Raw genomic sequence first — 24,539 nt, forward strand, 5'->3', positions numbered from 1 at the left:
TTAAGCCCGGTCCAGCGCCTTGCGGTCTTCCTCCAGGCGCTTCACCGAGACCTTTTCCACGGTGCGGATCTCCTGGGCGAACAGCGATAGGCGCAGTTCCTCGATGCGCCAGCGATAGCGTTGCAACTCCTCCTCCCTGTCGGGATGTACGCCGGCCTTGAGGCGGGTCTTGCAATCGTCCCATAAGGGTTCGATGTCCACCCGGGCGCGGCGGTCCTTGTCCGGGGCCTGGTCCAGGCGTTCCAGGCGACGGTCGATGCCGGCCAGGTACTGGGGGTGGCGGGCGAGCCACTGGGGCGGGGTTTCCAGCACGAAGTGGGGGTAGATCAGGTGATCCAGCTGATCCCGCACGTCTCCCGCCGCCTCGATCCAGGACAGGGGCAGGGCACCCTTCAGGCGTGAGCGGATGCCCTGGTAGGCCTCCAGGATCGTGCCCAGCTGCTCACACAGTTCATTGCACTGCCCTACCAGTTCACTGCGTCCGGCCTCCAAACGTGCTTCGAAGGCCTCGGCGTCACGGGGCCAGGGATCGGCCATGAACACCCGCTCCACCGCGGCGAAGACCAGGTCATCCTTCAGGACCTCGCAGCGATCCACCGCGTTGTACTGCAGGCACAGGCGCTGGATGTTGGGCAGGTGGCGGTAGAGATATTTCACCTGATCCCGAACCCCCAGCATGAACAGCCGACGCAGCCCGGCCCGATGCGTGGCCCGGGCCCGCACGGGGCTGTCGATGATCACCCGGGCAACGCTGTCGCCCCGGTCCTCCAGGGCCGGGTAGCCTCGGAGTGTGGCCCCGTGCTGCTCGAACTCCACCGATTCCTCCAGGGGACCAAAGTCCCACTGGGTGATCCCCTCACGCTCGAAGCCCTCGGGGCGATGTTCCTCGAAGCTTTCCTGGGCATGGCCGGACAGTTCGGCCTTGAGGGCCTCCAGGTCGCGTCCGGCGGTCAGCTCCTGCCCCTGGGCATCCACCACCCGGTAGCGCAGGACCAGATGGGGCTCCAGCCGCTGGGGATGCCATTCATCCAGGGGGATGTCGGTGCCGGTGATCTCCCGCAGGGCGCGGCTGATGGCCGGGATCAGCGGCCCCCGTGGCTCACCCATGCGCCCCAGGGCAGCCTTGGCAAACTCCGGGGCTGGAACGAAATGGCGTCTGATGGCCTTGGGCAGGCTCTTGATCAGGGCAGTGACCTTTTCCTCCAGCAGGCCGGGGACCAGCCAGTCGCCCACGTCCGGGTCCAGGGCATTGAGGGCGGCCAGCGGCACGGTGAGGGTGACGCCGTCGGCCTCGTGGCCCGGGTCAAAGTGGTAGCTCAGGGGCAAACGCAGCCCGCCGGTATGCAGCGAGTCGGGGAACTGATCCGCATCCAGTCCCGGGGCGTCGCGCTGCATCAGGGTGTCCCGGTCCAGGTGCAGGATGGACGGGTCCTCCCGTTCCGCCTGCTTGCGCCAGCGCTCGAAGGAGGCGGCATCATGCACCCCGGCGGGGATGCGGCTGTCGTAGAAGTCGTACAGCACCTGCTCGTCGGCCAGCAGATCCCGGCGCCGGCCCCGGGCCTCCAGGTCCTCGATCTCCCGGATCAGGTCCCGATTATGGACCAGGGCCTCGGCACGGCTGCGCAGGCGCCCGGCCACCAGTCCCTCGCGGATGAACACCTGGCGCGCATCCTCCGGGGCCACGCGCCCATAGTTCACCTTGCGCTTGGGATTGATGATCAGACCGTGCAGGGTGATGCGATCGTAAGCCCCCACGGTGCCCCGCCGAGGCTCGAAGTGGGGGTCGAAATAGTGATGCTTGAGCAGGTGACCAGCCACCGTCTCCAACCAGTCGGGCCGGATGGCGGCGCACTCCCGGGCATACACCCGTGTGGTCTCGGCGATCTCTGCCGCCATCAACCAGCCCGGTGGGCTCTTGAACAAACCCGATCCCGGATGGATGTGGAAGCGGCGGTTGCGGGCACCCAGGTAGTCCCCCCGCTCGGTCTTCACACCGATCTGATTCACCAGGCCGGTGAGCAGGGCGCGGTGGATGGCGGCGGGATCGGCGGGTTCCTGATTCTCCTTCAGGCCCAGTTCGTTGAGATGCTGGCGTAGCTGGCCGTGCAGGTCCTGCCATTCGCGCATGCGGAGGAAAGAGATGAATTCCTCCCGGCACCAGGTCCGCAGCTTGGACTGGGACAGGTGCCGGGACTGATCCCGCCAGGCCTTCCACAGGTTCAGATAGCTCAGGAAGTCCGAGCCCGGTTCCCGGTGACGGGCGTGGGCCTCGTCGGCCGCCTGACGCTTGTCGGCGGGGCGCTCCCGCGGATCCTGAATGGCCAGCATGGCGACGATCAGGTTCACCTCCGCCAGGGCCTGCTCGCGGGCGCCGGCCAGGAGTATGGCGCCCAGCATGGGGTCCACCGGCAGCCGGGCCAGTTGCCGACCCACGTCGGTGATCCGATGGGCGCCGTCCACCGCCTGCAGGGTCTCCAGCAGCTTGAAGCCATCGCGGATCAGGCGGGTGTCCGGGGGCTCCACGAAGGGGAACTGCTCCGGGTCGCCCAGATTGAGATGGGCCATCTGCAGGATGACCGAGGCCAGGTTGGAGCGCAGGATCTCCGGGTCGGTGTACTCGGGCCGCAGCGCGAAGTCCTCCTCGGAATACAGTCGCACGCAGATGCCGGGCCCGAGCCGGCCGCAGCGCCCCGCTCGCTGATTGGCCGAGGCCTGGGAGATGGGTTCCAGGGACAACCGCTGCAGCCTTGAGCGCCAGGCATAGCGGGCCACCCGGGCCAGGCCCGAGTCGATCACATAGCGGATGCCGGGCACGGTGAGCGCGGTTTCGGCCACGTTGGTGGCCAGCACCACCCGTCGGCCCGTATGAGGGGCAAACACCTTGTTCTGCTCCGCCGCCGAGAGCCGGGCATACAACGGCAGGATTTCCGTGTGTTTGGGGTGATGCTTGCGCAGGGCCTCGGCGGCCTCGCGGATCTCCCGCTCCCCGGGCAGGAATACGAGGATGTCGCCACGGCCCTCGGCGGCCAGTTCGTCCACGGCCTGCAGCAGGGCGTCGTTGAGATCCCGATCGGTATCGGCGTCATCTTCCCCCGTCACGGGGCGGTAGCGGACCTCCACCGGGTAGGTGCGCCCTGGCACCGTATAGATGGGCGCATCGTTGAAATGCCCGGCGATCAACTCTGGCGCCAGGGTGGCGGAGGTGATGATCAGTTTCAGATCAGGCCGGCGGGGCAGCAGGCGCTTGAGATAGCCCAGCAGGAAGTCGATGTTGAGGCTGCGCTCATGGGCCTCGTCGATGATCAGGGTGTCGTAGGCGGTGAGATCCGGGTCGGAGCGCAGTTCCGCCAGGAGGATGCCGTCGGTCATGAGCTTGATATGGCTTTGCGGACCCACGTGGTCGGAAAAACGCACCTTGAAGCCGACGGTCTCGCCAACACGGCTGTGCAGTTCCTCGGCGATGCGGTTGGCCACGGAGCGCGCGGCGATGCGTCGGGGTTGGGTGTGGCCGATGAGGCCATCCACGCCCCGCCCCAGAGACAGGCAGATCTTGGGGAGCTGGGTGGTCTTGCCGGAGCCGGTCTCTCCGCAGATCACCACCACCTGATGCTGGGTGATGAGTTTGGCGATCTCATCACGATGGGCACTGACGGGAAGGTCTTCGGGGAAATCGGGCTTGGGCAGCGCGGTCAGACGCTGTTCACGGGCCTGTGTGGAGGCCTCGATGCGTTGCTCAAGGCGAGTCTGCAGGCGGTCGGCGGGTTTGCCGGCGTTCAGGCGGCGACGCAGGCGGTCCACATCCTTGGCGAGGGCGGGGCGGTCGGGGGCCCGGCAGTGTGGCAGGCGGGATGCGAGGGCGTCGGGGGAGGGGCTGGGCATGGTGCATATTTTGCCTTGGGCAGGCCCTCACCCCAACCCCTCTCTCCAGTCCTCCCTTCAACCGGATCCGGGTTTTCTCATCATCATGGTCTGGATCTGATTGTCATGGAGCCGATCACGGATGCGGTTGAGCTGATCCAGGTCGCTGAACGGGCCCACCTGTACCCGGTGCCAGGTGTCGTTGTTCACTTCCACCTGCCGGATATTGGCCTCCACCCCCAGCATGGCCAGACTGGCACGCATGCGGTCAGCATCCTGGGAACCCCGGAACGATCCCGCCTGCAGAATGTACTCGCCGGGCTCCTCCACCCGGGAGGGCGGTGGGGGCTCCCCACCCGGTGCCGACGGTGGGTCCACGCGCGGTTCGGGGACCACCACCTCCAGTTCGGGCAGCAGGGTGTAGAACTCGAACCGGTGCCGTGATTCCGTTTCCGGCGCCGCTGGTGGTGCCTGCTCCACGCGGGCCTGGGGGGGCACGTCGTCGGAAGAGCGCTGGGTTTCCAGATAGATCAGCAGCGCAGCAAACAGGCCGATGGTCAGGCCAGCCACACCCCACACCCAACCGGGCAGGGGCGTGCTCTCCTGCGGTGGTGGCTTGCGTCGGCTGGCCTGACGTCGGGTGGTGCGGGCCATTACATCTCCTCGGGTGCGGACACGCCCAGCAACCCGAGCCCGTTGGCGAGCACCTGGCGCACGGCCAGGATCAGGTTCAGACGGGCATCCCGCAGATCCGCATCATCCACCAGGAACTGGTGGGCGTTGTAGTAGGTGTGGAAGTCATTGGCCAGATCCCGCAGGTAGTTGGCCACCTGATGGGGCTCTTCCGCCAGGGCGGCTGCCTCCACCAGTTCCGGGTAATGGGCCAGGCCGCCGAGCAGGGCAGCCTCATGGTCTTCGCTCAGGCGCGCCAGATGCGCCTGACCGTTGGCCAGGTCATGGCTCAACCCCTTGGCCTGCATCTGCCGCAGCACGCTGCAGACCCGGGCATGGGCATACTGGATGTAGTACACCGGATTGTCGGCGGATTCCGACTTGGCCAGGTCCAGATCGAAGTCCAGGTGCTGTTCGCAGCGGCGCATCACGTAGAAGAATCGCGCTGCATCCTTGCCCACCTCATCGCGCAGTTCGCGCAGGGTCACAAAGCTGCCCGAGCGCGTGGACATCTGCACCCGCTCCCCACTGCGGTACAAGATCGCGAACTGGACCAGCAGCACGTCCAGGCGGGCATCGTCCTGACCCAGGGCCTGCAGGGCGGCTTTCACCCGTGGCACGTAGCCATGATGGTCGGCGCCCCAGACATCGATCACCCGGTCATAACCCCGCTCGAACTTCTCCATGTGATAGGCGATATCCGAGGCGAAATAGGTGGTCTGACCATTGTCACGCTGGACCACGCGATCCTTTTCGTCACCGTATTCGGTGGAGCGGAACCACAGGGCCCCGTCCTTTTCGTACACCTGACCGCTGTTACGCAGGGTTTCCAGGGCGCGGTTCACGGAGCCCTTCTCGGTCAGCGAGCGCTCCGAGTACCAGGTGTCGTAGTGGACGCCGAACTCCCCAAGATCGTCGCGGATATCATCCAGAATGCTGTTCAGGCCCAGTTCAAAGACGTAGCGATAGCGGTTTTCACCCAGGGCCTCCTGGGCGCGGGCGATCATGGCATCGATGAAGATTTCCTTGTCGCCGCCGTCGGGTTCGTCGGCAGGCAGGTCGTTCATGAGCGCCTCGGCACTGATGGCGTAGTCGTTGCCGTGTTCTTGGAACAGGGTGTCGGCGATGTCGCGCACATACTCACCCCGGTAGCCGTTGGCCGGGAAGTGGAATTCCACCCCGCAGCGCTCCAGATAGCGCAGCCAGACGCTGGTGGCCAGGATATCCATCTGCCGACCGGCATCGTTCACGTAGTATTCCCGATGCACGTCAAAGCCAACGGTCTCCAGCAGATCCGCCACCGCCGCCCCGTAGGCGGCTCCGCGGCCATGGCCCACATGCAGCGGGCCGGTGGGGTTGGCGGAGACGAACTCCACCTGCACCCGTTTGCCTTCCCCCAGATGGCTTCGGCCGTAGGCCTCGCCGGAGTCCAGCACCTGGGTGATCACCGCCAGACGGGCCGTCTCGCTGATGAACAGGTTGATAAAGCCGGGGCCGGCAATCTCCACCTTGTCCACCAACGGGGATTCGGGCAGATGATCGATGAGGGTCTGGGCCACGTCCCGGGGCCTGGAGCCCATGGGCTTGGCCAGTTGCATGGCCAGGTTGGTGGCGAAATCACCATGGGCCTTGTCTCGCGTGCGGGTCAGCTGCACCTCCACATGGTGCCCCTCATTGAGGGCGCCGGTTTGCTTGAGGGCTTGCAGGGACTGCTCGAGAAGGGCCTGGAGTTGAGGTTTCAAGGTTCTGGGTATCCGAGATTGGGGCGAAGGGCCTGATTTGCTGGCCAGATTTTACCGGGGTTGGTGGGGTGGGTGAATACCCGGGGGGCAAACCAGGTGCTGGGGAGGTCTGTGGGATCATTGCTTTCACGTCAGGTCCACCGGGTCCACATCGATGGACCAGCGTACCTGCCGGGCGCCGGGTAGCCGGGTCAGTTCCGGTAGCCAGGGGGTCAGGGCCTGCTGCAGATCCTGCCGCCGGGGCGCGTGCAGCAGCAGGTGCGCCCGGTAGCGTCCCGCGCGGCGCTCCATGGGGGCAGGGGCAGGGCCCCAGGGATGGATTCCCGGGGGTGAAAGTGACTGGAGGTGGTCTCGCGCCTTTTCGAGAAACGCCAGCGGCGCCTGGGCATCGGCCGCTTCTGCCCGTAGCAGCGCCAGGGAGGCATAGGGAGGCAGGGCCGCCTCGCGCCTTTCCGTCAGGGCGGTGCGGGCAAAGGCCGTGTAGCCGCCCCCCAGCAGGCTGGAGAGCAGCGGATGATCCGGCTGGTGGGTCTGAATCATCACCTCGCCAGCCCGCAGGGCCCGACCCGAGCGGCCCGCCACCTGGATGATCGTCTGTGCCAGGCGCTCCACGGCCCGAAAATCCACGCTGAACAGCCCCTGATCCGCATCGAGAATGGCCGCCAGCGTGACATTGGGGAAATCATGCCCCTTGGCCAGCATCTGTGTGCCCACCAGAATGCGGTAGCGGCCTTCACGCACCCCCTCCAGTGCCGATTCCAGCGATCCCTTGCGGCGGGTGCTGTCCCGGTCGATGCGAATGGCCGGGTACTGGGGGAAGTGCTTGTGCAGGGCCTGTTCGATGCGCTCCGTACCCTGTCCACGAGGGGCCAGGGCACTGCCGCAGGAGGGGCAGCGGACCGGAATGCCGGTTTCGTGGCCGCAATGATGACAGCGCAGGCGGCGTGCCCCGGCATGCCAGGTCATGCGGGCATCGCAGCGGTGACAATCAGCCACCCAGCCGCAGTCATGGCAGATCAGGGCCGGGGCAAAGCCGCGCCGGTTGAGGAACAACAGCACCTGACCATCGGCCTCCAGGTGGCGTTGCATGGCATCCAGCAGGGCGGTGGATAGCCCCTCGTCCATGAACTGCTGGCGCACGTCCAGCACCTTCAGGCGCGGCGCCACCGCGCCCCCGGCGCGCCCGGGGAGTTCGATCCTCTGATACTGCCCCCGCTCCACGTTACCCAGGCTTTCCAGGGATGGGGTGGCCGAGCCCAGGACCACCGGCACCGCCTCCCGATGCCCGCGCATCACGGCCAGGTCCCGGGCGTGATAGCGAAAGCCTTCCTGCTGCTTGAGGGAGCTGTCGTGCTCCTCGTCCACGATGACCAACCCAGGCCGAGCCCAGGGTACGAACACCGCGGAGCGCGTGCCGATGATCACCCCGGCCTCGCCGGACCGGGCCGAGAGCCAGGCACAGTGCCGTTCCCCCTCATTGAGGCTGGAATGCAGCACGGCGATGGGGGTGTTCAGGCGCTGGCGAAAGCGCTCCAGCAGCTGGGGGGTGAGGGCGATCTCGGGCACCAGGACCAGGCACTGCAGCCCCCGCTCCAGCACCTGTTCGATGGCGTGCAGATACACTTCGGTCTTGCCGCTGCCGGTCACGCCTTCCAGTAGATGGCAGGTAAAGCCCCCCAGGCTTGCGGTGATGCGCGAGACGGCTAACTGCTGGGCCTCATTCAGCACCGGGGCGTCGGGGCGTTCAACCCGGGGTGGCTCCAGACAAGGCTGATGATGGCTGGCCACCAGCCCCTTGTCGATCAGGGCCTTGAGGGCTGGGCGCGGCTCGCTGTCCTGGTCTGCGCGCAATTGCTCCAGGGTGAGTCCTTCGGGATGTGTCTGCAGGCGGTGCAGCACCGAGGCCTGGCGGGGGGCGCGGGTGAGGGTGTCGGGGGCGGTGGCCTGGCCCGCCTGCGTGAGCCGGTAGCGCTCGATCCCCCGGGCCATGGCGGCCTTGCCCTGGCGCAGGTTATTGGGCAGCGCGGTACTGATTACATCCCCCAGTGAGTGGTGATAGTAGTCGGCCGCCCAGCGCAACAGGTTCAGGAGCGGGGTATCCAGCAGCGGGGTCTCGTCCAGCACTGCCTCGATGTGCTTGAGCCTGCCCTCCGGCAGGTCCGACGTCTGCCCATGGCCGACGACCAGCCCCACCACCCTGCGTCGACCGAAGGGCACCCGCACCCGAGCGCCCACCGTGGGTAGGGGGCCCTGGGTAGGGGGTAGGTAGTCAAAATGCCCATGCAGGGGGGTGGGCACCGCGACCTGAACGATGGAAGCTGGGAATGAACGCGGCATGAGGATGGCGACCGGAAAGCAAGGATAGGCACACTACCCCCCCAGGCGCCCAAAAAAAAGCCCGGGCACAAGGCCCGGGCTCTTCAAGCAGGCAACCCCGAGGGGGTTAGCCCATTTCCTTGATGCTGGCGATGAGCTGGCCGGCCACCTTCTGGCCGTCGCCGTACAGCATGCGGGTGTTGTCGGCGTAGAACAGGTGGTTCTCCACGCCGGAGAAGCCCGCGCCCTTGCCGCGCTTGATGACGATGACGTTGTGCGCCTCGTCGGCATTGAGGATGGGCATGCCGTAGATCGGGCTCTCCGGATTGGAGCGTGCGACGGGGTTGACCACGTCGTTGGCGCCGATCACGATGGCCACGTCGGCCGTCTTGAACTCGTTATTGATCTCATCCAGGTCGTAGATGATGTCATACGGCACACCGGCCTCGGCCAGCAGTACGTTCATGTGACCGGGCATGCGACCCGCCACCGGGTGGATGGCGAACTTCACCTGCACGTCACGTTCCTGCAGCAGCTGGGTGAGTTCCCAGATCTTGTGCTGTGCCTGGGCCACGGCCATGCCGTAACCGGGAACGATGATCACCTTGTTGGCAAAGGCCATCATCACGCCGGCGTCGGAGGCCTCGATCTCCTTCATGCTGCCGCTGACCTCTTCCTGATCGCCGCTTGGCGTTTCGCCGAAGGAGGAGAACAGTACGTTGGTCAGGGGACGGTTCATGGCCTTGGCCATCAGCTGGGTGAGCAGCGTACCGGCGGCACCCACCACGATACCGGCAATCATCAGCGCGGCATTGTCCAGCACCAGACCCTTGAGGCCCACGGCCAGGCCGGTGAGGGCGTTGTACAGAGAGATGACCACCGGCATGTCGGCACCGCCGATGGGGATGGTCATCAGCACGCCGAAGGCCAGGGCCAGCAGCACGAACAGGAACAGCAGGGTGCCATTCACCTCGGCGCCACTGAAGCCGATGATGATGCCCAGCAGCACGGTGGCACCCAGCACGCCCAGGTTGATCTTCTGCTGCATGTCAAAGCGCAGCGACTTCTTGATCAGGCCCTGCAGTTTGCCATAGGCGATCAGGGAGCCGGAGAAGGCCACGGAGCCGATGATCACACCCGCCACAGCGATGAACTGAATGGTCCAGTTCATGGTGTAGGAGCCCATCAGGGCCACGATACCGATACCGGCCGCGGCACCGCCGCCCATGCCGTTATACAGGGCGATCATCTGCGGCATGTCGGTCATGGGCACGCGCTTGCCCGTGTACCAGGCCAGGCCGCCGCCGATGCCGATACCGGCGATGATCAGCAGATAGTTCACGAAGCCGATCACCTCGGGGTGCAGGAAGGTCACGACGGTGGCGATGACCATGCCCCAGCCGGCCCAGATGATGCCGCGACGGGCAGTCACCGGCGAAGCCATCTGCTTCAGACCGATGATGAACAGGATCGCCGCCGCAAAGTAGGCGAGATTGACGATAAAACTCATTTATTTGGCCCCCTTGCTGGACTTGAACATCTCAAGCATGCGCTCGGTGACCACATAGCCGCCCACGGCATTGCCGGCGGCCAGGATCACGGCCACGAAGCCGATCAGTTGCTGTAAACCGGTTTCCGCCTGGCCCAGGGCCACCATGGTGCCCACCAGCACGATGCCGTGGACAAAGTTGGAGCCGGACATCAATGGCGTGTGCAGGATCACCGGCACCTTGGAAATGACCTCGTAGCCGGTGAAGGCGGCGAGCATGAAGATATAGAGTGCAACGAAACCCTCGATCATGATTGACCTCCTTCCACAAGGCTGCGGGTCGCTTCGTGCTTGATCTCGCCCTCGTGGGTGAGACAGCTCTTGGCAATGATCTCATCTTCCCAGTCCAGCACCAGCTTGCCCTCGGGCAGCATGGGGGTAAGGAAGTTGAGCAGGTTCTTGGCGTACATCTCGCTGGCGTGCAGCGGCACCTGGCTGGCCACGTTGAGCGGCCCGTGGATGGTGACACCCCCCTTGGTGACCGTCTTGCCGGGCTTGGTGAGCTCGCAGTTACCGCCACCCTCGGCGGCCAGGTCGATGATCACGGCGCCGGACTTCATGCCGCTGACCATCTGCTGCGGAATCAGCATGGGGGAAGGCTTGCCGGGGATCGCAGCGGTGGTGATCAGCACGTCGGCCTGGCTGATGTACTTGGCCAGCGCCTCCTGCTGCTTTTCCTTCTCTTCATCGGTGAGTTCGCGGGCATAGCCGCCTTCACCTTCGGCCTTGACGCCCAGGTCCAGGAACTTGGCACCCAGGGATTCCACTTGCTCCTTGGTGGCGGAGCGCACGTCATAGGCTTCCACCATGGCGCCCAGGCGGCGCGCGGTGGCGATGGCCTGCAGGCCGGCCACACCGGCACCGATGACCACCACCTTGGCCGGGCGGATGGTGCCGGCGGCGGTGGTGAGCATGGGGAAGAAGCGGCAGGACAGATCCGCTCCCATGATGGCAGCCTTGTAGCCGCCTACCGCGGCCTGGGAGGACAGCACGTCCATGCTCTGGGCGCGGGAGATGCGAGGAATCAGCTCCAGGGCGAAACTGGAGATCTTCTTCTTCTGCAGCGCCTTGACCACTTCCGGGTGCTTGTGGGCGTGGAACAGGCCGGCAATCATGGCGCCGTCCTTCATCATTTCCACTTCTTCCTGCGTGGGTGGGGCCACCTTGACGACGATGTCCGCCTCGCCCAGCAGTGTTTTGGCGTCGTTGACCACGCGGGCATCCGCGTAGGCCTCATCGGGGAACTGAGCCTCGGCACCAGCCCCCTTCTGAATCATGACCTCGAGACCCATCTTGGCGAATCGGGCGGCCACCGCGGGGTCCAGGGCGACCCGCCGCTCACCGCGGTCGGTCTCTTTGGGTATTGCAAGTTTGATCGGCATGGCTTAACTCCGTCTGCCCGTGCAGGGATGATGGCCGGCTGTCGACCGATCCTGGCGTTGAAGGACTGCAACGGTTCTGGGGTGAATATTGACCACTCGGGGGCCGTCAGGCCCGGTTCTCATGAATTTTTCCGGGGAGTGCCCAAAAACAGGGCATGGTAGCGGAATTTTACTGACCTTTGAACATCAAAGGTCTGTCCGTGGCAGCTTTCAAGGCGTTTCAACGGCTTGATAATTGCTTTCTGGGCAGGATTGGGGCAGAGTCCTCAAGTGCCGGTATAACCTCCGGGGGGCGCAAGGGTGTTTGACTTCACTCAGCAGGTGCTTCGCACCGACGCTTCAGGCATGCCGATGGAGTGGATCGACTATCAGCAGGCCGTGCGGCTTTACCACGCTCAGCAGGTGGCATTCACCTGCGGCGAACTGCTTTACCGTGTTCGCGGGGGCGTCAATGCCCGCTCCGGGAGTCGTAGCGTGGTGGAGGTCAACTCCATCATCGCCACCTACGGCACCAACAAGGCGGTGCGCGAACGCTACGTGCCGCCATTGAACAACTCGGCCCTGTTCAAGCGTGATGCCCACCTGTGCCTGTACTGCGGTCATCCCTTCCCGTACCGGGATCTGTCGCGTGATCATGTCACCCCCATCAGTCAGGGGGGGCAGGATCACTGGAGCAACGTGGTCACGGCCTGCAAGCGCTGCAACAACCACAAGGCAGGTCGCACGCCGGAGCAGGCTGCCATGCAGTTGCTGGCCGTGCCCTTCGTGCCCACCCGTGCCGAATACATCTACCTGCAGGGGCGGCGGGTGCTGGCGGATCAGATGGAATTCCTGCAGGCCCATTTTCCGCGGACGAGTCCGTTGCGCCTTCGGGCGCTGCAGTAGTGCGGTCACGCCGGGTCGGAAAGCGACAAAACCGAAACCAAGTCAAAGCATGGCGCCTGAACCCTGGTGAATCGACGCTCGTCGGTTTACAGTCTCGCCTTGTGTTTTGGGGGAGGAGTATATATGGCTCTTGAGATGTATAGAGAAGCGGTCGATCTCCCCGCCCCGGAGGCGCGTCGCAAGGATAGCTCGGCGCCAGCCTCATCCGATCGTCCGCCCTCAGGGCTGTCTTCAAACCAAAAAGCAGAACGTACCATGACCTACATTGGCGAGCCGGACTATCGTCATGGGAGCCCTCAGAGCTTGGGAATCCTGATCACCAACCTGGGTACCCCGGATGCACCCACGCCGGCGGCACTCAAGCGCTACCTGAAGGAATTCCTCTGGGATCCGCGGGTGGTGGAGGCGCCGCGCCCGCTGTGGTGGCTGCTGCTCAACGGCCTCATCCTCAACACGCGTCCGCGCAAGAGTGCCGCCAAATATGCCCAGATCTGGGGTAAGGACGGCTCGCCCCTGCTGACCACCACCCGGGCGCAGGGGGCCGCCGTCGCCGAGCGCATGGCGGAGCGTCTTCCTGGCCCGGTGAAGGTTGCCGTGGCCATGCGCTATGGCAACCCCTCCATCCGCGCTGGCCTGGAGGAACTCCGCCGCGCCGGTGCCCGGCGTATTCTCGTGCTGCCGCTTTATCCCCAGTATGCTGCCTCCACCACCGGTTCCACCTTCGATGCGGTCACCCAGGAGGTGAGTCGCTGGCGCTGGGTGCCCGAGCTTCGTTTCGTCATGGGTTATCACGGTGACCCGGCCTATATCCAGGCAGTGGCGGACAGCATCCGCGAGCACTGGCAGGCCAGGGGTCAGGGGGAGCGGTTGCTTTTCTCCTTCCACGGCATCCCCCGGGACTACCTGGATCAGGGCGACCCCTACCATTGCTACTGCCAGACCACGGCCCGCATGGTGGCCGAGAACCTGGGGTTGCCCGAGCATCAATGGCAGGTGGCCTTCCAGTCCCGTTTTGGTCGTCAGCAGTGGCTGACCCCCTATACCTCGGAGACCATCGCCGAGTTGCCGGGGCAGGGTGTGAAATCCCTGGACGTGGTCTGCCCCGGCTTCTCCGCGGATTGCCTGGAGACCCTGGAAGAGATCGCCGACGAAAGCCGCGAGGCCTTCCTGGAGGCTGGCGGCGAACGCTTCAGCTACATTCCCTCCTTGAACACACGCCGCGACCATACCAACGCATTGGCCGACCTCATCCTGCGTCATATCCAGGGCTGGCCGGAAGCGGACCCGAAGTACGACTACGAAGCCAGGCGAGAGGCCGGGGAGCGGGTCCGGGAGCGAGCCATGACCATGGGCGCGAAGAACTGAGGCGGAGGATGGCATGCATATCGCCGCCCTGATCATCGGTGATGAACTGCTGTCCGGCAAGCGTCGCGACAAGCACATGGAGTTCCTGATTCAGGCCCTGAGTCAGCGAGGCCTGGAGTTGTCATCCGCCCGCTTTGTGGGCGATGACGCCAACCTGCTCACCGAGAACCTTCGCCAGACGCTTGCCAGCGGCGCTGTGGTCTTCAGCTTTGGCGGCATCGGCGCCACGCCCGACGACCGCACCCGGCAGTGCTTTGCCCGGGCCTCCGGGGTGGATCTGGCCCTGCACTCGGAGGCTGTGGCCATTCTGGAGGAGCGTTTCGGGGAGTCTACCTACCCCCATCGCATCCGCATGGCGGAGCTGCCCGTGGGTTCGTCACTGATCCCGAACCCGGTCAATCGCATCCCGGGGTTCAGCATGCAGCATCATCATTGCGTGCCGGGGTTTCCCAACATGGCCTGGCCCATGGTGGAGTGGGTGCTGGACACCCATTACACCCATCTGTTCGGCAAGGTGCCGGTGATCGAGCGGTTGGTGATGGTGAGCGGTACGCCGGAGTCGGACCTGGTGCCCATCATGGAGGCGGTCATGGAGCGTTTTCCCGGTATTCGCCTGTCCAGTCTGCCTTCCACCCAGGCGGGTTGTCGCGAGGTGGAGATGGGCGTCAAGGGCCCGGCGGATGACGCCATGGAGGCCACTCAGATGCTCCTGGCGGCCCTGGATGCCCAGGGGGTGCGCTGGCAGGAGCAGCCGCAGGTGAGTTCAGCGGTGAAGTCCTGAGCGTTTGCGCAGCTGGGCGTCTCGATAAAAGCGTCCCAAATAAAAAAAGCGGCCACCGAGGGCCGCTTTTTTTATTGATGAACGGGCCTGACGGGCCGCGACTCGCCGCACGGGTGCGGGGGAGGCGCGGCCCGTTTGCCTTAGCGGCTCAGGCTGATGCGGTGCATGACCCAGTCGCCACGACGCTTGTGACGCAGGCCGGCACCAATGTGCAGCACCAGCAGGGCAATGATGCACAGCGCCACGATCATGTGAGCCTGGAACAGCTGTTCAGCCAGGGCCGGGTCCTCGGCGATCAGGGGTGGCAGTTCCCAGGTGAAGAAGTTGATCGGGAAGCCCGCAGCTGCAGTGGCCAGCCAGCCCACGATGGGCATGGCGATCACCAGCACATACAGCAGGAAGTGCACCGAACGGCTCATGAACCGCTGGAATCCGGACAGATCCACCGCATAGGGCGGCGTGCCCTGGAGCAACCGCACCAATAGGCGCAGCACCATCAGGCCCAGCAGGGTGATGCCCAGCGTCTTGTGGGCGATATAGGCCATATTGGCCATGTCCATGCCTACCAGTTCCACCAGGCGCTCATGGCCAAGGGTGCCCAGGGTCAGCCCGCCAATCAGCGCGAAGACCAGCAAAACGGCAATCAGCCAGTGCAATACGCGCAGCGGAAAGGAATGGCGTGGCAGCCCGGAGGCTACGCCAACACTCGGATAGTCTGTACTCATGGTCGCTCCCTTATTGGTTTGTGATGGGGTCGGCCCCGTCCACAGGTTTGCGTTGACCGACCCATTGGTTAACCCGCATACAGTTTAAGCCCTAATCCGGTCCCAACATAAGCCACAGGGCTGTAATCGGATCTGCTCGGTGCATTGTCCATGTGGTGTTTCCGCACCCCGTCCCTCCCCAGCTTGGCCGTAGTCGAGGCTCGCCGTCCTGATCTGTGTCAGTCTGTTGGGCTGGGGCGGGATAATCGCAGGTGCACGCCGTCCCTAATCCCACGACGTTCGTCAGGTGGAACCGGGTGCCCATTTGGATCATAGTACGTCAAGAGGATCTGTCACCCCGGCGCGTCATGGTCGGGGCCGTTTGCAAAACGACCTGTACGGTGCGCGTTGGCCGATTTTTTGGGTTGGGTCGTCCCGTTTGCTAAGAGGAGTCGGGCTATGTGGTGGTTCGTGATTGGCTATGCTATCGGGCACATCGGCTTCATGATGGGCTCCACGCCCCTCCTGGCGGTGGGCGGCGCCCTGTTTCTTTACGGGGCCTATGTGGTGGTGTACGGGAAACCTCGGGAGGAGTGAGGGGGGGGGAGTGGTGGGCCCGGTCGGACTCGAACCGACGACCAAGGGATTATGAGTCCCCTGCTCTAACCAACTGAGCTACAGGCCCGGTGTTGATGGGTCAGTCTTGAAAGGGGGCGGACTACGCCGGGGCGGGTGCCCCGGTGAGTGTAGCCCGACCCACGGGAGAAACGTTTACTCCAGGTCGAGGAAGCTGCGCAGCATCTCCGAGCGGGAGGGGTGGCGCAGCTTGCGCAGGGCCTTGGCCTCGATCTGACGGATGCGCTCGCGGGTGACGTCGAACTGCTTGCCGACCTCTTCCAGCGTGTGGTCCGTGTTCATGTCGATGCCAAAGCGCATCCGCAGCACCTTGGCCTCGCGCGGGGTGAGGCTGGCCAGCACCTCGCGGGTGGTCTCCGACAGGCTTTCCCGGGTGGCGGAGTCGATGGGCGACTGAACGTTCACGTCCTCGATGAAATCACCCAGGTGCGAGTCCTCGTCGTCGCCAATGGGGGTTTCCATGGAGATGGGCTCCTTGGCGATCTTGAGTACCTTGCGCACCTTGTCCTCGGGCATTTCCATGCGCTGGGAAAGTTCTTCCGGGGTGGCCTCGCGACCCATCTCCTGAAGCATCTGCCGACTGATGCGGTTGAGCTTGTTGATGGTCTCGATCATGTGCACCGGAATGCGGATGGTGCGTGCCTGGTCGGCGATGGACCGGGTGATGGCCTGGCGAATCCACCAGGTAGCATAGGTGGAGAACTTGTAACCACGGCGGTATTCGAACTTGTCCACTGCCTTCATCAGGCCGATGTTGCCCTCCTGGATCAGGTCCAGGAACTGCAGGCCGCGGTTGGTGTATTTCTTGGCGATGGAGATCACCAGGCGCAGGTTGGCCTCCACCATCTCCTTCTTGGCGCGGCGGGCCTTGGCCTCACCGATGGACATGCGGCGGTTGATGTCCTTGATCTCGCCAATGGTGAGAGAAGACTCTTCCTGGATGTCCACCAGGCGGTTCTGGGCCTTGAGGATGTCATCCCGGTGTTCGGCGAGCTGCGTCTTGTAGCGGGCGGCCTTGCCCTTGAGAGCGCCATCGAGCCACTTCAGGTTGGTCTCGTTGTCCGGGAAGGTGGAGATGAACTCCTTGCGGGGCATGTTGCACTGATCCACGCAGGTACGCAGGATCATGCGCTCCTGGCCGCGGATGCGGGACACCGTGTCGTGCAGGTCGGCAGTGAGCTGGTCCACCAGGCGGGGCACCAGCTTGAATTCCATGAAGTAGCGGGCCATCTCTTCCCGGGCCTGGGCGTATTCCTCGCTCTTGCCCTGGGCAGCGCATTCCATGGCGCGCTCGTACATGGCCTCCAGCTGGGTGAAGCGGGCGCGGGCCTCTTCTGGATCCGGGCCGGTGTCTTCCGGGGCGGCGTCGTCGTCGGAATCGTCCGAGTCGCCGTCGTCGCTGTCACCGTCGCTGTCGTCCGAGGCCACGGCGGCAGCCGGGGCAGCCGGGGATTCCTCACGGGGCGGGGCCACGGAGGCGATCTCGTCGGCGTGCGGGTCCATGAAGCTCACAATGATGTCGGTGAGCTTGATCTCCTCGGCCTCAACGCGGCCGTATTCCGACAGCAGCGAGGCGATGGACTTGGGGTAGTGAGCCAGGGCGAAAAGGACCTGCGAGAGGCCTTCCTCGATGCGCTTGGCGATCTTGATCTCGCCTTCGCGGGTGAGCAGCTCCACCGTGCCCATCTCGCGCATGTACATGCGCACCGGGTCGGTGGTGCGCCCGAATTCCCCGTCCACGGAGGCCAGCGCGGCGGCGGCTTCCTCGGCGGCATCTTCGTCGGTGGACACGGAGTTGTCGGACAGGATCAGGCTGTCGGTATCCGGTGCCTGCTCGTGGACAGTGATCCCCATGTCGTTGATCATGGCGATGATGTCTTCGATCTGCTCCGGATCGACGATGGTGTCCGGGAGGTGGTCGTTCACCTCCGCATAGGTCAGGAAGCCCTGTTCCTTGCCCTTGGCGATGAGCTCCTTGAGGCGCGATTGCTGTTCTTCGTGATTCATGAAAACCTGCTCAAGCTGGACCTGTGCGAACCGGGTGAGGCGCTGGCCAGGGGTTAAACGATCAATTGTAGCATTGCGATGGGTTGACGACCACTTTCAATGGGCGTAGACCTGTCAGGCTGGGTGTTGCGTGCCGGGCTTGCCCTTTCCGGGTTTGAGCACCGCCTTCAACTCTGCCTTCTCCGCCTCCGTCAGCGGTTGCTGGGCCGCCCTGGCCAGCAGGGTGTCGGCCCGTTGCTGTTCGTACTGGCGATACAGACGGGCCAGGGCATCATCGAGCATGCGTTCCAGGTGGGCTTCCTCCGAGGGTGGAGGTTGCCATTGAGCCAATTTTAGTAGATGCGGCCACGCTTCGCTGTCTCGCCAGCGCTCCAGCAACGCTGCGGTCGTTAGATGGGGGTGCGCATGCAGAGTTTCAAGGACCTTTGCCAGAAGCTTTGCCCCCGGTACTTCCACGGCCTTGAGCCAGTCGCTGTCCTGTATCCGGGCAGCCAGTGAGGGCTGCTCCAGCAGCAGGGACAGCGCCAGCCTGACGGGGGTGACAGCCAGCTTGCGCCCCAGCACCGGCCGTTTTGCCGGGGAGCGGCTGGGTTGAGCCTGTGGGGGTGCGCCGGAGGATGCCGGTGCTCCCATCTGCTGCTCCAGCCGCTCGCTGGACACCCCCGACAGGCGGGCCACGTCGCCGATGATCTGACTACGCAGCAGCCCCTCGGGCATGGTGGTGAGAAGTCTGGCGGCCTCCACACCCAGACCAGCCCGCCCCTCGCGGGATTCCACATCGTGACGCTCCCGCAGCCCCTCCAGCAGGGCATCGGAGAGGGGCTGGGCGGCCTCGATGCGAGACCGGATGCCCTCGGGGCCCTCGCGGCGAATCAGGGTGTCCGGGTCCTCGCCCTGGGGCAGGAACAGGAAGCGCACCTCGCGACCGTCCCGGACCGTGGGCAGGGCCTGCTCCAGGGCGCGCCAGGCCGCCTTGCCCCCGGCGGCATCGCCATCGAAACAGAACACCACCCGGGAGACCACCCGGAACAGGCGCTCCAGATGGTCGCGGGTGGTGGCCGTGCCCAGGGTGGCCACCGCATTGCGCAGGCCAAACTGGGCCAGGGCGATCACGTCCATGTAGCCCTCCACCACCAGCAGCTCCTCAAGGCGCGGCGTTGCCTTGCGAGCCTCATAAAGGCCATACAGCTGCTGGCCCTTGTGGAAGACAGGGGTTTCCGGTGTGTTGAGGTATTTGGGTTCCCCCGGGCCCAGCAGGCGACCGCCAAAACCCACCGTGCGACCCCGCTGGTCGCGGATGGGGAACATGATGCGGCCACGAAATCGGTCGAAGGGTCGCCCTCCCTCCTTGCGGGAGGTGAGCCCGGCGGCCTGCAACTCCTCCTCGTTGAAACGGCCGGAAACGGCCTGTATCAGGTCATCCCAGGTGTCCGGCGCAAAACCGAGGCGGTAATCCCGGGCGATAGCCCCGGTGAGGCCGCGCTGCTTGAGGTAGTCCACCGCCGGGGGGTGCCGGCGCAGGTTGTCGATAAAATGATCCGCCGCCGCCTCCTGGGCGGCGATCAGGCGGGCGAAACGGTCGTTATCTTCCCGTTGTCCGCCCTCCCGGGGGACCTCCATGCCCGCCTGACGGGCCAGTTCCTCCACCGCCTCCACAAAACCCATGTTGTCGTGGTTCATGAGAAAGCCCAGGGCGGTCCCGTGGGCGCCACAGCCGAAGCAGTGATAGAACTGCTTGCGGGGGCTGACGTAGAACGATGGGGTCTTTTCGCTGTGAAACGGGCAGCAGGCCGCGTATTCGCTGCCCTTTTTCTTGAGTTGAACGCGGGTGTTCACCACATCGACGATATCGGTGCGGGCCAGGAGTTCGTCGATGAAGGCAGAGGGAATGCGGGACATGTGGCCGCTGCTGCGGCCCCGAAAACGGGGCCGCCAGGAGAGGAGGGTCAGTCGGCCATGGCGTCCTGCACGGCACCAAAGCTGCGGATGAACGGCTCATTGCGCCGGATGTCTGCGGGCAGGGCCGCGATGGCGCTGCGGGCCGCACTCGCACCGGGATAGGAGCCGAACACGACGCCATAAAGGTCCCGGCCATCACGGCGCATGCGGAACCAGGCCACATCGCCGGGAAGATCGGTGTCCTGGACGAAGTTCTGCACCCCGGATTCGCTGCTGCTCACCAGCAGTTGCACGGTGTAATGGGAGCGATCCTGGTCGCGCAGCCACTGGGCATCGCGGATGCGTTTGTCACCGGTGGGTTCCGGCTCGGGTTCGGCCGCAGGCTCCGGTGCAGGTTCTGGCTCGGGTTCCGGGGCGGGCTCGGGTTCTGGTTCGGGCTCAGGCGCCGGTTCAGGCGTGGGCTCCGGTTCCGTTGCCGGCGGAGGTACCGGTTCAGGTCTGGGTGCCGGTTCCGCCGGGGCTTCGGCCCGGGGTGGTGGTGTGGGCTCGGGTGCGGTGGCCGGTGGGGGCTCCGGGGCTGAGGGCGCGCGGGGTGGCTGCTCTGGCAATACCAGAGGCTGACTGCGGACCGGCTGAGGTTCATCGTCGGGGCCGCCCAGCAGGCTCAGCAGGGTGACCAGTGCCCCCACCAGAATGACGCCCGCCACGGCCGGCGCAAACCAGCGCTGCTGCCAAAAGGCCTTGCCGCCAGCAGCGGTGGCTTGTTCCCCGTGTGTACCTGGTGTCATGGCTGCTCCCCCCTCACAGATTTCCCGCAGGCGTTCCATGGCGCAGGTGTTGATACGCCCCGGCAGCCCGGCGGAATCCCGGTGGATGTCTTCGATGGTTTCCCGATCCAGCAGATCGGCCGTTTCCAGTCCGGCGGCCTGCAGACGATGGTTCACATAGGCGCCGGTCTGTTCCCGGGTGAGGGCGCGCACCTGCACCGTCATCTGGGCCTCGGGAATATCCAGGCCCTCATCCACGGCGGTGAGCCGTTCCTCGATCTCCGGTTCGCCCACCAGCAGCAGACCGAAGCGGCGGTCCACCTGATCGTGAATGCGCTGCCGGGTCTGAATGAGCTGGCGCAGCACGTCCGGTTCCAGCAGGTGGGCATCGTCGATGGCCAGCACCGGGCGCATGCCGCTCTGGATCAGGCGGGTGAGGAACTGCTCCAGGGGTTCGGTGCCCTCCTGTTCGGCGGGTACGGCCTCCTTCCAGTACTGGCGCACGGTGTATTCCACGGCGGCCAGGCTGATGCCGGAACGGGCCTTGAAGGCGCAAAAATCCATGTTCTCCCGACCCTGGGCCAGCACCCGCAGCAGTTGCGTGCTCTTGCCGGACCCCTGCTCGCCCTTGAGGATGACCACGTTATGGTCATTCTCCAGATGCTCAAGGGTGACGTTCACCGGCATGTCGGTGGCCGGGTCGGAGTAGAGGAAGTCTTCGCCGGCAATGGAGGCGAACGGTTGTTGCCTGAGGCCCAGTTGGTCGAGGCAGTCGGCGGGCAGCGTGTCGTTGGCCATGGGATCCCTGGATGTCATGAAAGTGTGTTCGGGTCGAACAGACGGCCGTGTTCGGCAATGGCAAAACGGTCGGTCATGCCGGCCACGTAATCCGCCACGGCGCGGGCACGACCGGCGTCACCGGACTGGGCGGACAGGCGCCGGGCCTTGTCCTCGTGCTCCGGGGGCAGCAGGGCCGGCTCGGCCATGTAGGCGGCAAACAGCTCCCTGAGCACCCGGGCCGCCTTCATGGTCATGCGGTTCACCCGATAATGCCGGTAAAGATGCTGACGTAGAAACCGTTTAAGTTCAAGGTTGTATTCCCGGATTTGTGCGCTGAAGCAAATCAGCGGGCGCACCTGGGCGCGCACCGCGTCCGGGTGATCGGGGGCCGCCTCGTGGATGCGGGTCAGGCTGCTGTCCACCAGGTCGGTCACCAGACGGTTGATCATGCGCCGGATCACCTCGTGACGCGCACGTTTTTCGGGCAACTCCCCGTAACGTGCGCGCACCGCCTCAAAGGCCTCCCGGAACAGGGTCACTTCCATGAGCTGTTCCAGGGTGATCAGTCCGGAGCGCAGGCCGTCGTCCACATCGTGGTTGTTGTAGGCGATCTCATCGGCCAGGTTGTTCAGCTGCGCCTCCAGGGTGGGCTGGTGTCCATCCACGAAACGCCGGCCCACAGCGCCCAGGGTGGCGGCCACCTTGGGGTCGCAGTGCTTGAGGATGCCCTCGCGGGTCTCGAAGGTGAGGTTGAGGCCGTCGAACTCGGCGTAATGGGCCTCCAGGGACTCCACCACCCGCAGCGACTGCAGGTTGTGTTCAAAGCCACCATAATCGGCCATGCAGGCATTGAGGGTGTCCTGGCCGGCATGGCCGAAGGGGGTGTGGCCCAGGTCATGAGCCAGGGCGATGGCCTCGGTGAGGTCCTCGTTCAGGCGCAGCACCCGGGCGCAGCCGCGGGCGATCTGCGCCACTTCCAGGCTGTGGGTGAGGCGGGTGCGGAACAGGTCCCCCTCGTGATTGATGAACACCTGGGTCTTGTATTCCAGGCGCCGGAAGGCGGTGGAGTGGATGATGCGGTCCCGATCCCGCTGGAATTCGCTGCGGTAGACCGGCGCGTCCTCCGGGTGGCTGCGACCGCGGCTCAGGTCATCCCGGGCCGCGTAGGGGGCCAGATGGGCGGGATCGTTCAGGGCAGCTGGTGTGGTGTTCATGGGCGGGTCAGTGCGTTCAGGGTGTCATCCAGCGCCCCGGGGTCGAAGTCCGCCGTCACCACGGATGTGCCGATGCCCTGGAGCAATACCAGTCGCAACTGACCCTGGAGGACCTTCTTGTCCCCCGCCATGATCTGTTTGAATCGCTCGGTGGACAGCCCCGCCGGCGGGGCTACCGGCAGGCGCGCCATCTCGATGAGACGGGTGGTGCGATTCAGGTCGTCGTCCTCGATCCACCCCATCTGCCGGGACAGGTGGGCCGCCATGATCATGCCAGCGCCCACTGCCTCGCCGTGCAGCCACTGGCCGTAGCCCATGCCGTTCTCGATGGCGTGGCCGAAGGTGTGGCCCAGGTTCAGCAGGGCGCGGCGCCCGGACTCCCGCTCATCCTGGGCCACCACCCGGGCCTTGTCGGCACAGGCGCGGTGGATGGCCCAGGCCAGGGCTTCAGGGTCCCGGGCCAGCAGGCGGGGCAGGTGTTCCTCCTGCCAGGCGAAGAATTCCGCATCGTCGATCAGGCCGTACTTGATCACCTCGGCCAGGCCGGCGCTGAGTTCCCGGTCGGGCAGGGTGTTGAGGGTGTCGGTGTCGATGACCACCAGCCGGGGCTGATGAAAGGCACCGATCATGTTCTTGCCCAGCGCATGATTCACGCCGGTCTTGCCGCCCACGGAGGAGTCCACCTGGGAGAGCAGGGTGGTGGGCACCTGGATGAAGTCCACGCCGCGCAGGTAGGTGGCGGCGGCAAAACCGGTGATGTCTCCGATCACCCCGCCTCCCAGGGCGATGAGCATGGCGCTACGGTCCAGGCGTCGCTCCAGCAGGAAGGTGTAGATGCGGTTGAGGGTGTCGACGTTCTTGTGCTGCTCGCCATCGGGCAGTATCAGGGCCTCTACGGGGCCGTCGTGCAAGGACGCCAGGGTCTGCTTGAGGGTGTCCAGATAGAGTGGGGCGACGGTCTCGTTGGTTACGATGACCGCGCGGCGCCCCTTCAGCAGGGCCTCGAAGTGCCCCGGCTCTTTCAACAGCCCCCGGCCGATGTGGATCGGGTAGCTGCGTTCGGCAAGATCAACGGTGAGGGTGTCCATGCCCGGATGATACTAAGGTGGGCATCGTGAAAGCCACCGTGACGGCATTACTCCGGGGCGGAGACGGCCGTGCGGGGGCGGGCCTTGTGCGGGCTGGGCGCGCGACTTCTGAAGCGTCGGGCCACGGTGCGCACGGTGCCGCGTAGATGTTCCCGATCCGTGTCCACCACCAGGTGGGCGATCTCCCGGTATAGCGGGTCGCGAATCCTGAGCAGTTCCTCAAGCCGGGCGCGGGGGTTTTCCGTTTGCAGCAGCGGGCGGTTGCGATCCCGGGCGGTGCGGCGCAGTTGCACTGCCACCGAAGTGCGCAGATAGACCACCAGGCCACAGCGTTTCAGGCATTCCCGGTTTTCCGGGCGCATCACCACACCGCCACCGGTGGCCAGGACGATGCCCTCGCGAGTGCACAGGTCGGCGATCACTGCCGTCTCCCGCTGACGAAAGCCATCCTCACCTTCATATTCAAAGATGGTGGGGATATCCACGCCCGTACGACGCTCGATCTCCCGATCGCTGTCCACAAAGGGCAGGTGCAGGTGGCTGGCCAGATGCCGGCCCACAGTGGACTTGCCGGCCCCCATGGGGCCGATCAGGACGATGTTGTATTTTTCTGGCAGCGGGGGGCGTCTGGGTGACTTCATGGCGTGCAGTCGCCCGGCCCATCAGTGGGCCGGGCGCTCGGGATGCTTACTTCTGGAAGGTCACCATGATGACCTGAGCGGCGATGATGACGCCGATGATCACGTACAGGGTTACCATGAAGGGTACACCCAGCTGCAGGGAGGCCACGGTCTGGCCTGCGAGTTCTTCTGACATAGTTCCACCTCCTGAGTAGTTTTGGGTCGGGCGCTGGCAAAGGGCCGTCTCTGCGGCTTTCACTCACCCAGCGCGCGT

The 24,539-nt window shown here is 65.1% G+C and carries 19 protein-coding genes and 1 tRNA gene; 4 read left to right on the top strand and 16 right to left on the bottom strand.

From position 1 onward, the window contains the following. The 7 genes from hrpA to ECTOBSL9_RS06970 form a co-directional block, all read right to left on the bottom strand. Positions 1 to 3,879, bottom strand: a complete 3,879-nt coding sequence (gene hrpA / locus ECTOBSL9_RS06940; RefSeq protein ID WP_063464451.1) for an ATP-dependent RNA helicase HrpA — start codon at positions 3,877 to 3,879, stop codon at positions 1 to 3. A 57-nt stretch (positions 3,880 to 3,936) separates the two neighbouring features. Beyond that, positions 3,937 to 4,512, bottom strand: a complete 576-nt coding sequence (locus ECTOBSL9_RS06945; protein WP_063464452.1) for an SPOR domain-containing protein — start codon at positions 4,510 to 4,512, stop codon at positions 3,937 to 3,939. After that, entirely contained in the window at positions 4,512 to 6,272 is a 1,761-nt protein-coding gene (gene argS / locus ECTOBSL9_RS06950) for an arginine--tRNA ligase (RefSeq protein ID WP_063464453.1), read from the bottom strand. The genes ECTOBSL9_RS06945 and argS overlap by 1 nt, the downstream gene beginning before the upstream one ends. A gap of 126 nt (positions 6,273 to 6,398) precedes the next feature. Further along, positions 6,399 to 8,609 (bottom strand): primosomal protein N', encoded by a 2,211-nt coding sequence (locus tag ECTOBSL9_RS06955; protein ID WP_063464454.1) that lies wholly within the window; start codon positions 8,607 to 8,609, stop codon positions 6,399 to 6,401. 106 nt (positions 8,610 to 8,715) lie between these two features. Continuing rightward, positions 8,716 to 10,098 (bottom strand): NAD(P)(+) transhydrogenase (Re/Si-specific) subunit beta, encoded by a 1,383-nt coding sequence (locus tag ECTOBSL9_RS06960; protein WP_063464455.1) that lies wholly within the window; start codon positions 10,096 to 10,098, stop codon positions 8,716 to 8,718. Further along, positions 10,099 to 10,392: an NAD(P) transhydrogenase subunit alpha gene (locus ECTOBSL9_RS06965; protein ID WP_025281749.1), complete on the bottom strand. Its 294-nt coding sequence runs from the start codon at positions 10,390 to 10,392 to the stop codon at positions 10,099 to 10,101. After that, the gene (locus ECTOBSL9_RS06970) at positions 10,386 to 11,519 is read right to left on the bottom strand and encodes a Re/Si-specific NAD(P)(+) transhydrogenase subunit alpha (RefSeq protein ID WP_063464456.1); all 1,134 of its coding nucleotides are present in this window, start codon (positions 11,517 to 11,519) and stop codon (positions 10,386 to 10,388) included. The genes ECTOBSL9_RS06965 and ECTOBSL9_RS06970 overlap by 7 nt, the downstream gene beginning before the upstream one ends. A 345-nt stretch (positions 11,520 to 11,864) precedes the next feature. On the opposite strand from ECTOBSL9_RS06970, the gene ECTOBSL9_RS06975 reads away from it, so the two are divergent. The 3 genes from ECTOBSL9_RS06975 to ECTOBSL9_RS06985 all read left to right on the top strand — a co-directional run bounded on the left by ECTOBSL9_RS06975 (position 11,865) and on the right by ECTOBSL9_RS06985 (position 14,550). Further along, on the top strand, positions 11,865 to 12,404 hold the full coding sequence (locus ECTOBSL9_RS06975; protein ID WP_063466058.1) for an HNH endonuclease: 540 nt from the start codon (positions 11,865 to 11,867) through the stop codon (positions 12,402 to 12,404). A 255-nt stretch (positions 12,405 to 12,659) separates the two neighbouring features. After that, entirely contained in the window at positions 12,660 to 13,769 is a 1,110-nt protein-coding gene (hemH, locus tag ECTOBSL9_RS06980) for a ferrochelatase (RefSeq protein ID WP_063464457.1), read from the top strand. A 13-nt stretch (positions 13,770 to 13,782) separates the two neighbouring features. Next, on the top strand, positions 13,783 to 14,550 hold the full coding sequence (locus ECTOBSL9_RS06985; protein WP_063464458.1) for a molybdopterin-binding protein: 768 nt from the start codon (positions 13,783 to 13,785) through the stop codon (positions 14,548 to 14,550). Positions 14,551 to 14,690: 140 nt separating this feature from the next. Here the strand turns inward: ECTOBSL9_RS06985 and ECTOBSL9_RS06990 are convergent, their stop codons facing one another. After that, positions 14,691 to 15,275 carry a cytochrome b gene (locus tag ECTOBSL9_RS06990; protein WP_025281744.1) on the bottom strand — a complete coding sequence of 195 codons (585 nt, stop codon included), beginning with the start codon at positions 15,273 to 15,275 and terminating at the stop codon, positions 14,691 to 14,693. A gap of 438 nt (positions 15,276 to 15,713) precedes the next feature. On the opposite strand from ECTOBSL9_RS06990, the gene ECTOBSL9_RS16955 reads away from it, so the two are divergent. Continuing rightward, positions 15,714 to 15,851, top strand: coding sequence for a hypothetical protein (locus ECTOBSL9_RS16955; RefSeq protein WP_156500067.1), 138 nt, complete (start codon positions 15,714 to 15,716; stop codon positions 15,849 to 15,851). A gap of 11 nt (positions 15,852 to 15,862) precedes the next feature. Here ECTOBSL9_RS16955 and ECTOBSL9_RS06995 read toward each other — a convergent pair. From ECTOBSL9_RS06995 to ECTOBSL9_RS17665, 8 genes are all read right to left on the bottom strand, one after another. Beyond that, positions 15,863 to 15,939 (bottom strand) — tRNA-Ile (locus ECTOBSL9_RS06995). A gap of 86 nt (positions 15,940 to 16,025) precedes the next feature. After that, positions 16,026 to 17,897 (bottom strand): RNA polymerase sigma factor RpoD, encoded by a 1,872-nt coding sequence (gene rpoD / locus ECTOBSL9_RS07000; RefSeq protein WP_063464459.1) that lies wholly within the window; start codon positions 17,895 to 17,897, stop codon positions 16,026 to 16,028. 114 nt (positions 17,898 to 18,011) lie between these two features. Beyond that, on the bottom strand, positions 18,012 to 19,796 hold the full coding sequence (dnaG, locus tag ECTOBSL9_RS07005) for a DNA primase (protein WP_063464460.1): 1,785 nt from the start codon (positions 19,794 to 19,796) through the stop codon (positions 18,012 to 18,014). 47 nt (positions 19,797 to 19,843) lie between these two features. Further along, entirely contained in the window at positions 19,844 to 21,379 is a 1,536-nt protein-coding gene (locus tag ECTOBSL9_RS07010) for an AAA family ATPase (protein ID WP_063464461.1), read from the bottom strand. Continuing rightward, positions 21,376 to 22,557, bottom strand: a complete 1,182-nt coding sequence (locus tag ECTOBSL9_RS07015) for a deoxyguanosinetriphosphate triphosphohydrolase (RefSeq protein ID WP_063464462.1) — start codon at positions 22,555 to 22,557, stop codon at positions 21,376 to 21,378. The genes ECTOBSL9_RS07010 and ECTOBSL9_RS07015 overlap by 4 nt, the downstream gene beginning before the upstream one ends. After that, a complete protein-coding gene (aroB, locus tag ECTOBSL9_RS07020) occupies positions 22,554 to 23,645 on the bottom strand; it encodes a 3-dehydroquinate synthase (RefSeq protein ID WP_063464463.1) in 1,092 nt (363 codons plus the stop codon). The genes ECTOBSL9_RS07015 and aroB overlap by 4 nt, the downstream gene beginning before the upstream one ends. Positions 23,646 to 23,692: 47 nt before the next feature. Continuing rightward, a complete protein-coding gene (gene aroK / locus ECTOBSL9_RS07025) occupies positions 23,693 to 24,286 on the bottom strand; it encodes a shikimate kinase AroK (protein WP_063464464.1) in 594 nt (197 codons plus the stop codon). A gap of 46 nt (positions 24,287 to 24,332) precedes the next feature. After that, positions 24,333 to 24,461, bottom strand: coding sequence for a hypothetical protein (locus ECTOBSL9_RS17665; RefSeq protein ID WP_256366329.1), 129 nt, complete (start codon positions 24,459 to 24,461; stop codon positions 24,333 to 24,335). Between the last annotated feature and the right edge of the window lie 78 nt (positions 24,462 to 24,539).

Origin of the sequence: Ectothiorhodospira sp. BSL-9 (assembly GCF_001632845.1) — a bacterium.
GTDB lineage: Bacteria > Pseudomonadota > Gammaproteobacteria > Ectothiorhodospirales > Ectothiorhodospiraceae > Ectothiorhodospira.

Excerpts from the sequence above, each read along its gene's own strand:
- ECTOBSL9_RS06960 (WP_063464455.1), bottom strand. The coding sequence starts at position 10,098 with ATGAGTTTTATCGTCAATCTCGCCTACTTTGCGGCGGCGATCCTGTTC.
- ECTOBSL9_RS06955 (WP_063464454.1), bottom strand. The coding sequence starts at position 8,609 with ATGCCGCGTTCATTCCCAGCTTCCATCGTTCAGGTCGCGGTGCCCACC.
- ECTOBSL9_RS16955 (WP_156500067.1), top strand. The coding sequence starts at position 15,714 with ATGTGGTGGTTCGTGATTGGCTATGCTATCGGGCACATCGGCTTCATG.
- aroB (WP_063464463.1), bottom strand. The coding sequence starts at position 23,645 with ATGGACACCCTCACCGTTGATCTTGCCGAACGCAGCTACCCGATCCAC.
- hemH (WP_063464457.1), top strand. The coding sequence starts at position 12,660 with ATGACCTACATTGGCGAGCCGGACTATCGTCATGGGAGCCCTCAGAGC.
- hrpA (WP_063464451.1), bottom strand. The coding sequence starts at position 3,879 with ATGCCCAGCCCCTCCCCCGACGCCCTCGCATCCCGCCTGCCACACTGC.
- dnaG (WP_063464460.1), bottom strand. The coding sequence starts at position 19,796 with ATGTCCCGCATTCCCTCTGCCTTCATCGACGAACTCCTGGCCCGCACC.
- aroK (WP_063464464.1), bottom strand. The coding sequence starts at position 24,286 with ATGAAGTCACCCAGACGCCCCCCGCTGCCAGAAAAATACAACATCGTC.
- ECTOBSL9_RS17665 (WP_256366329.1), bottom strand. The coding sequence starts at position 24,461 with ATGTCAGAAGAACTCGCAGGCCAGACCGTGGCCTCCCTGCAGCTGGGT.
- ECTOBSL9_RS06975 (WP_063466058.1), top strand. The coding sequence starts at position 11,865 with ATGCCGATGGAGTGGATCGACTATCAGCAGGCCGTGCGGCTTTACCAC.
- ECTOBSL9_RS06970 (WP_063464456.1), bottom strand. The coding sequence starts at position 11,519 with ATGCCGATCAAACTTGCAATACCCAAAGAGACCGACCGCGGTGAGCGG.
- rpoD (WP_063464459.1), bottom strand. The coding sequence starts at position 17,897 with ATGAATCACGAAGAACAGCAATCGCGCCTCAAGGAGCTCATCGCCAAG.
- ECTOBSL9_RS07015 (WP_063464462.1), bottom strand. The coding sequence starts at position 22,557 with ATGAACACCACACCAGCTGCCCTGAACGATCCCGCCCATCTGGCCCCC.
- ECTOBSL9_RS07010 (WP_063464461.1), bottom strand. The coding sequence starts at position 21,379 with ATGACATCCAGGGATCCCATGGCCAACGACACGCTGCCCGCCGACTGC.
- ECTOBSL9_RS06985 (WP_063464458.1), top strand. The coding sequence starts at position 13,783 with ATGCATATCGCCGCCCTGATCATCGGTGATGAACTGCTGTCCGGCAAG.
- ECTOBSL9_RS06945 (WP_063464452.1), bottom strand. The coding sequence starts at position 4,512 with ATGGCCCGCACCACCCGACGTCAGGCCAGCCGACGCAAGCCACCACCG.
- ECTOBSL9_RS06990 (WP_025281744.1), bottom strand. The coding sequence starts at position 15,275 with ATGAGTACAGACTATCCGAGTGTTGGCGTAGCCTCCGGGCTGCCACGC.